Source organism: Candidatus Dactylopiibacterium carminicum (assembly GCF_014736495.1).
Classification (GTDB): Bacteria; Pseudomonadota; Gammaproteobacteria; order Burkholderiales; family Rhodocyclaceae; genus Uliginosibacterium; species Uliginosibacterium carminicum.
Genome location: NZ_MDUX01000007.1, coordinates 80,501 through 87,887, shown reverse-complemented (window position 1 = coordinate 87,887; position 7,387 = coordinate 80,501). Strand labels below are relative to the sequence as shown.

The following is a 7,387-nucleotide window of genomic DNA, read 5'->3' as shown; positions in this document are numbered from 1 at the left end:
ATCTAGGCGTAGTACCCACTCGGATGGACCCGCATGACCTTGCACATGCGTCGGATTGGCCAGACGTTCTGATGCGCTTCGATGAAGGCGTACCTTACCCGGACTGCTTGGCAAAGTACGCTGTGGCCTTTTTTAGGATGTCGCGCTCCTCGGTTACCCGCTTGAGCTCGGCTCGTAGCCGACGTAACTCGTCCTCTTGGCTATCCTGCGTTTGACGCTCCTGCGGCGTCAGGCTGTAGCGCTTGATCCATGCGTACAGACTGTGGATGCTCACATCCAGTCGCCCGGCAACGTCCGCAACGCTATGTCCGCGATCGGTCACTTGCTTGACCGCTTCAATCTTGAACTCTTCCGTGTATCGCTTGCTACTCATAGACACCTCCACTTGGTTGCCAGCTTAAGGCTTCGAAGTGTCTAGTGAACCGGGGGCGATTCAAGATGTCCTTGATATCCATGATGTTCTTCTTGCTGCCATTCTCCAGCTGGATGTCGCCGTGAATGTAGCCGCCCTGTGAACGGAACCCCGGGATGATTTCCGGGCAGCCGCGCTCGGTGGCGATCAGGGTCAGCAATGCGAGGGCATCGGTATCGTCGAACCGGCAGTGGATGTGCTTTTCGCTGGGCACGAACATGCCACGATGGGCGTGTTGCTCCATGATCCGTTCCCCCAGGCTTTTCGCCAGTTCCAGATAGGCGGACGTGCCGGTGCTGCGGGCCACTTCGAGCACGGCGAACAGCAGGATCGCATCCGCCTTGGTCGCCACCAGCGGCCCCTTGGGGGATTTCGGATCGGCAGCGTTCCATTCGCCGAGGCCGAAATTGCGCGCCATCGCCACCACGTGTTGCCACAGGCTGTCGCGGCCGGAGATTGCCCAGGCAGTGACGGTGGATAGGAACACGATGGTGTTGATCGGTTTGCGCTCGAAGACCCAGCCTTTCTGGCCGTAGAAGCCACGGCGCGGGAACACCTGGCCCGTGAGGTCGCGGCCATCGGCGAACATCGGTTTGATCTCGTTGGTTTCCGGCACGTAGGCATACTTGAGCCAGGCATCCAGGCCGTCGACCGCCCATTGCTTGAGTTTTTCGCCCTTGGCGCCGAGTTGGCGGGCCAGGGTCAGCTGGGCAAGCGTGGAGTCGCCATAGATGCCTTCCGGCCCATTGAGTGCGTCCGGGTCCATCTTGAACAGCACCCAGGCTTCCTTGGCCACATCGCCGTATTCCGGGCCGAACTGGCGCTGAGCGCGGTCGCCGTAGAACGAGAAGGTGAATTGCGGGTGGTTTTCGTCGGTGGGAGCTTCCTCGCGTTTGACCGGGCGATTGAACTGGTAACAGCCAAGGCCGGTGGCGGGGTAGCGTGTGCGTACATACTGCCAGGCAAGGAATTCGGCCCAGTCGAGCGCCTTTTCCTCACCCGGTACGCGTTGGCCGAGCAGGCCGGCGGAATAGATCAGATCGTTGCCGATGTTCACGAATGAAAGCCCTTTGGCTTCGCGCAGGATTTCCAGATCCTGGTTCATCGGTTTTTCCCAGAAGCCTTCTTCCTGCAGCGGACGACCGTAAGTGCCGTGACGCGTGAGCTCCAGCGTATCCCAGTTGTCGATGTGGCAGTTCCATTCGGCCTTGATGAGCTTGGCCGTGGCCTGCGGATCAACCTCGAACATCAATTCGTAGAACGGGTAGTGATGCTTGATCTCGTGCACCTTGCTCTTGCCCTCGGGGCCGACGGTGTCGAGCGTCTTGAGATCCAGGAAGCAGTGACCGCCCCAGGTCAGCAGGCCGGAGGGATCTGCGTGATCGAAATGCCAGCGGATGGCCGCCTTGGCCGCATCCTTGTACTTTGAGTCGCCTGTCAGTGCGGACAGGCCGACCAGGGTACGGAACAGGTTCTGCTGGGAGCCGATGTTGGAAGGCTCCCAATCCGTGCCATCCATGTTGCGCCACTTCACCGGTTCGCCGGTAAAGGTATTTATGCCGTCGAAGAACAGCGGGGTGCCGTTGTAAGGATCGCGATATCGGGTGAGGATGGTGTCAGCGTACTGGCGGATGTAGTCGAGCATTTTTTCCATGAAGTGTCTTCCTCGGGTGTTGCCGTAGCACGCCTTTCCGGGCGTGCTTTGACTGAAGCTTACGACAAAGCGGGCGTTGTGCCTTGGATCAGCGACAGGAACGCGAGAAAAAATGCGCGTCTTTCCAGGGCACGAAGTCCTCGAGTGAGGAAAGAAAAACGGGCACCCGAAGGTGCCCGTTAATGTTGTTGCCGACAGGACGACAGATGCCGTCCGCAGGATCAATAGTGGTAAGCCTGTTCGCCGTGGCTGGTGACGTCCAGACCTTCGCGCTCCTCTTCTTCGGGAACACGCAGGCCGACGAAGATATCCACCAGCTTGTAGGCGATGAAGGAGACCACGCCCGACCACACGATGGTGAAGAGCACGCTCTTGATTTGGATCCACACCTGGCTGCCGATCGAGAAGGTGTCGGGGGTGAGGCCGCCCGTACCACCCAGGCTCTGGGAGGCAAACACACCGGTCAGGATGGCACCGACGATGCCACCGACACCGTGCACACCGAACACGTCGAACGCATCGTCAGCACCCAGCATGCGCTTCAGGCCGGAAACACCCCACAGGCAGACCAGACCGGAGATCAGGCCCAGCACGATGGCGCCCATCGGGCCGACGAAGCCGGCTGCCGGCGTAATGGCAACCAGACCAGCAACCGCACCGGAAGCTGCACCCAGCATCGAGGGCTTGCCCTTGAACAGAGCTTCGCCACCGATCCAGGCCACCGTAGCGGCACCCGTGGCAACCACGGTGTTGATGAAGGCCAGGCCTGCGACACCGTTGGCGGCACCGGCGGAGCCGGCATTGAAGCCGAACCAGCCCACCCACAGCAGGGAGGCGCCAACCATGGTCAGCGTCAGGGAGTGCGGCGCGAAGGATTCACGACCGAAACCAATACGCTTGCCAAGCACATAAGCACCCACCAGGCCAGCGATACCGGCGTTGATGTGCACCACGGTGCCGCCGGCGAAGTCCAGCGGGCCATCAGCACCCAGCAAGCCGCCACCCCAGACGATGTGGGCCATCGGCACATAGGAGAAGGTGAACCAGATCACGGAGAACAGGATCACGGCGGAGAACTTGATGCGCTCGGCGAAGGAGCCGACGATCAGCGCTGTGGTGATGGCTGCGAAGGTCGACTGGAAGACCACGAACACATATTCGGGGATCGTGGCGAGGATCGCCGAGGGGGTATCCGGCGTGATGCCTGCGAGGAAGATTTTCGATAGGTCGCCGACGAATTTGCCTTCGCCCGCGAAGGCCAGGCTATAGCCATAGATGCACCACAGGATGGTGATGACCGAGAAGATCACGAACACCTGCATCAGCACCGACAGCATGTTCTTGCTGCGTGCCAGACCACCGTAGAACAGCGCCAGGCCCGGGATAGTCATGAGGATCACGAGCATCGTGGAAGTCAGCATCCAGGCCACATCGCCGGAGTCGATCGCCGGAGCAGCTTCCTCTGCGGCAGCGGCCGGCGCTACAGCAGCAGTCGTGGTTTCCACGACGGTGGTCACGACTTCGGAGACAGCTTCAACGGGTGCGGCGTCCTGGGCAAGGACGGCACCGGCGAACAGGACGGACAGCGCCGTCACTGCAAGGGCTAGGGTTTTTTTCATGTCATGTGCTCCTGTGCGGAATCAGAGCGCTTCCGCGCCGGTTTCGCCGGTACGGATGCGGATGGCTTGCTCAAGGTCGAATACGAAGATCTTGCCGTCACCGATCTTGCCGGTGTTGGCGGACTTTTCGATGGCCTCGATGACCTGGTCGAGCAGGGCATCGTCGATGGCGATCTCAAGTTTCACTTTGGGCAGGAAATCAACAACATATTCCGCGCCGCGATACAGCTCTGTGTGGCCCTTCTGCCGGCCAAAGCCCTTGACCTCGGTGACGGTGATGCCCTGCACGCCGATGGCGGAGAGGGCTTCACGCACTTCGTCGAGCTTGAACGGCTTGATGATGGCGGTTACGAATTTCATGGATCACTCCTTGGTGCAGACAGGCCACCTGGGTGGCCTTGCCGGGTTAGGAAACGGAATGCTTCAGAAAGACTTGCTCACCGTCACCAAGGCGCGGGGCTTGGTGATGTCGGTATCGATGACGAAAGCGCCAAAGTTCAGGCCGGCATAGTCCTTGGTCACGCCGAGCTTGAAGTCGTTGTAATCGCCATCGTTGTTCTTGATGATCTGACGTCCCACGTGCGCCACTGCGGTGAAGCCGGCGCCCAGTTCGACAGATGCGCCCAGCTCGGGATACAGGCTGCCCTTGGAGTCATCGACGCCGAAGAGGTCCGTGGCCGAATAGGAGATCTTGGCGGTGAACCATTTCCAGCCGCTCGATGCGTAGAGTTCGAGGGTATCGGCCTTGGTCACACCGTCAACCTTGCTGCCCGGATAGGTGTACTGCAACGCGCCGACGTCGAAGGCCAGCGGACCGGCCTCGAAGCGGTAGCCGCCGTAGACATCCAGCTTCACGCTGCTCTTGCCGGAGTCATCCAGCCAGCTCACGTTGGAGCCCCAGGTGCCCACGTAGAAACCACTGTCGTGGACGTAATCGAAACCGCCCTGGATGGCTGGTTTGTCCTCCGTCTGGGTGATGCCGCGGAAGAAATAGTTGTTGGTGATGGTGAAGTTCGCGGCAATGGGGCTTGCCTCTTCGGCAAAAGCCGGCGCAGCAACAAACACGGAAAGCAGTGCGGCAGAGAGAGCGGTCTTGCGCATTTTTTTGACTCCCGGAATGAGTGTGGGGTTGAAAGGCAGGCTGCTATTAGCGGGAAGCGTGCCAGCTAGGTGAAACCCTCATGAAAATCGCGTTTTACGTCGGGATGGCAAATAGCTGTCCGGGGCCGGTTATCTGCAGTGGCACATCGGCAGCGCATGCGGAGAGACATAGTGGCAATGTAATGCATCAATCTGGTGCATTGCACCAGACCGGCCGGCGGGGCGGGCCAAAACGCTGTGCTAGACTGCTCCGCACGGTTGTGTTCAGTGAGGAATCCATCATGGTCAGTCCGGTCACGCCGGCCCGCCTGCTTGAAGAGCTGGGCGACAAGATTTCGGGCCTGCTCGAAAGTACGCCGGCCCGCGATATGGAAAAGAATGTCAAGGCTTTGCTGAGCAGCGGGTTCTCCCGCCTCGATCTGGTCACCCGCGAGGAGTTCGAGGTACAGAAGGCCTTGCTGCAGGAAGCTCTGGCACGCATCGAAGCGCTGGAGAGCCAGGCACGGACGCCCGCCTCGCAGGAAACACCAGAGCCCTGAGATCCCCGTCCGTGTGGGCGGGCTGCACGAACATGCTCAGGAGATAGACTCTTGGCATGTCTCTCGCCCTGATTACGAGCCGTGCTCTGGCCGGCATGGATGCGCCCGAAGTTGCTGTCGAGGTGCACCTCTCCAATGGTCTGCCTGCCATCTCTCTGGTGGGGCTGCCGGACACCGAAGTCAAGGAGGCTCGGGATCGTGTGCGTGCCGCCTTGCTGACGGCGCAATTCGAGTTTCCCAACCGCCGGGTCACGGTGAATCTGGCGCCGGCCGATCTACCCAAGGAAACCGGCCGTTTCGATCTGCCCATTGCCGTTGGCATCCTGGCTGCCTCCGACCAGATCAAGGCTGGCGGGTTGGCCGGATACGAAATGGTGGGAGAACTCTCCCTGTCGGGCGAGCTGCGCCCGGTACGAGGGGCGCTGGCCATGGCCTGGCGCGCCGCGCAAGCCGGACGCAAGCTGATCCTGCCCTTCGAGAATGCCGCTGAAGCGGCGCTGGTCACGGGGCTCGCCATCCTGCCTGCCCGCAATCTGCTGGAGGTCGCCGCGCACTTCAACGGCCACTCGGAACTGTCCGTGTTTGCTGGCGAGCCCATGAGCCGGGCGCCGGACTATCCGGATCTGGCAGACGTCAAAGGACAGGTGCAGGCGCGGCGCATGCTGGAAGTCGCCGCCTGCGGGCTGCATTCAGTCTTGCTCTACGGGCCTCCCGGAACGGGGAAATCCATGCTGGCCAGTCGTCTGCCGGGCCTGCTGCCACCTCTGTCGGAGGCCGAGGCGCTGGAGTCCGCTGCCGTGCAGTCTCTCGAAGGGCGGTTCGATCCCGCACGATTCCGGCAACGCCCCTTTCGTGCGCCTCACCACTCTTCCTCGGCGCCAGCCCTCGTGGGCGGAGGCATGGTGCCGCGTCCGGGCGAAATCAGTCTGGCGCACCACGGCGTGTTGTTCCTCGATGAGTTGCCCGAATTTGATCGACGTGTGCTCGAAGCGCTGCGCGAGCCACTGGAAACCGGGCACATTACGGTTTCCCGTGCGGCCAGCCGGGCAGACTTTCCCGCCCGTTTCCAGTTCGTCGCGGCCATGAATCCTTGCCCGTGTGGTTATCTGGGGCATCCCACACGTGCCTGCCGTTGCACGCCTGATCAGGTGGCACGTTATCGCGGCAAGCTGTCCGGGCCTCTGCTGGATCGCATCGACCTTTCGCTGGAGGTCGGCAGCCTGGGCGCGGCAGAGTTACAGGCAGCACCTTCCGGGGAATGCACAGAAGTGGTGCGTGAACGGGTGGCGCGTGCACACCGGCATCAGCAAACACGCCAGTGCAAGCCGAATGCGCACCTGAATGCGAGTGAAATGGAGAGATTCTGTCCGCTGGAGGATGCGGCGCGCAGCCTGTTGCGCACCGCGATAGAGCGTATGGGCCTGTCCGCCCGCGCCTATCACCGGGTGCTCAAGGTGGCGCGCAGCGTAGCGGATCTGGCGGGAGCAGAGGTCATCGGCGCCGCGCATGTGGCCGAAGCCGTGCAATATCGCCGGGGTCTGCCCGGCGAAATCAAGCGTTGATCAGCCTTTGACGAAGAGCGTTACCAGCGGCTGGTTGCCGATCTGGCGGCTCCAGTGGCCGTGCACGGTCGGATCGAAGGTGACGCCTGCGGGCAAGGTATCGGCCGAGTAGAAGTGCTCCCCTGCCGCGAATACACGAGACGTGCCGTCCAGCAGGCCGATTTCCATCGCGCCGCTGAGTACGAACAGCCATTGTGGGGCGCCCGTGCAGTGCACCTGGCTGCGGAAGCCGACCGGGCTTTCACGCAGTTGTGCGGCAGTGGCCGGCAGCAGGGCGGAGAGGGCTACGGCGGGCGTGCCTTCATTCAGCGGAACTTCTTCGTCGCGGAATTTCGCGCGGCCGTCGGTATCGGTGTACAGAACGACTTTGGTGAAGCTGGGCATGCGTTTCTCCAGACAATGAAATATCGGGATCGCAAGCGTACCGCAGGCGGGCGCGCCGGGCTGCTCTGATCTTGCCCCAATTGGCTGGGATCAAACCTTGAAGATGCGTACCGAGG

General features: G+C 61.5%; 7 protein-coding genes and 1 pseudogene. 2 read left to right on the top strand and 6 right to left on the bottom strand.

Annotation, left to right across the window (positions count from 1 at the left end):
• Positions 1–5 precede the first annotated feature (5 nt).
• The 5 genes and pseudogenes from BGI27_RS03655 to BGI27_RS03635 form a co-directional block, all read right to left on the bottom strand.
• Positions 6–373 (bottom strand): annotated as a pseudogene (locus BGI27_RS03655) (transposase); the annotation flags it as partial.
• Positions 366–2,066, bottom strand: a complete 1,701-nt coding sequence (locus BGI27_RS03650) for a pectate lyase (RefSeq protein ID WP_095523544.1) — start codon at positions 2,064–2,066, stop codon at positions 366–368. The gene BGI27_RS03650 and the pseudogene BGI27_RS03655, both read right to left, overlap by 8 nt.
• Positions 2,067–2,287: 221 nt before the next feature.
• Positions 2,288–3,685: an ammonium transporter gene (locus BGI27_RS03645; RefSeq protein WP_095523543.1), complete on the bottom strand. Its 1,398-nt coding sequence runs from the start codon at positions 3,683–3,685 to the stop codon at positions 2,288–2,290.
• Positions 3,686–3,706: 21 nt separating this feature from the next.
• Positions 3,707–4,045 (bottom strand): P-II family nitrogen regulator, encoded by a 339-nt coding sequence (gene glnK / locus BGI27_RS03640; protein ID WP_095523542.1) that lies wholly within the window; start codon positions 4,043–4,045, stop codon positions 3,707–3,709.
• Positions 4,046–4,108: 63 nt separating this feature from the next.
• The gene (locus tag BGI27_RS03635; RefSeq protein WP_095523541.1) at positions 4,109–4,786 is read right to left on the bottom strand and encodes a TorF family putative porin; all 678 of its coding nucleotides are present in this window, start codon (positions 4,784–4,786) and stop codon (positions 4,109–4,111) included.
• 281 nt (positions 4,787–5,067) lie between these two features.
• Between BGI27_RS03635 and BGI27_RS03630 the strand changes: the two genes are divergently transcribed.
• Both BGI27_RS03630 and BGI27_RS03625 read left to right on the top strand, forming a co-directional pair.
• Complete coding sequence (locus BGI27_RS03630; RefSeq protein ID WP_095523540.1) at positions 5,068–5,325, top strand: accessory factor UbiK family protein; 258 nt, start codon at positions 5,068–5,070, stop codon at positions 5,323–5,325.
• Between the two features lie 56 nt (positions 5,326–5,381).
• Complete coding sequence (locus BGI27_RS03625) at positions 5,382–6,887, top strand: YifB family Mg chelatase-like AAA ATPase (protein ID WP_095523539.1); 1,506 nt, start codon at positions 5,382–5,384, stop codon at positions 6,885–6,887.
• Here the strand turns inward: BGI27_RS03625 and BGI27_RS03620 are convergent, their stop codons facing one another.
• Positions 6,888–7,271, bottom strand: coding sequence for a cupin domain-containing protein (locus BGI27_RS03620; RefSeq protein ID WP_095523538.1), 384 nt, complete (start codon positions 7,269–7,271; stop codon positions 6,888–6,890). It lies immediately after the preceding gene.
• Positions 7,272–7,387: the final 116 nt, after the last annotated feature.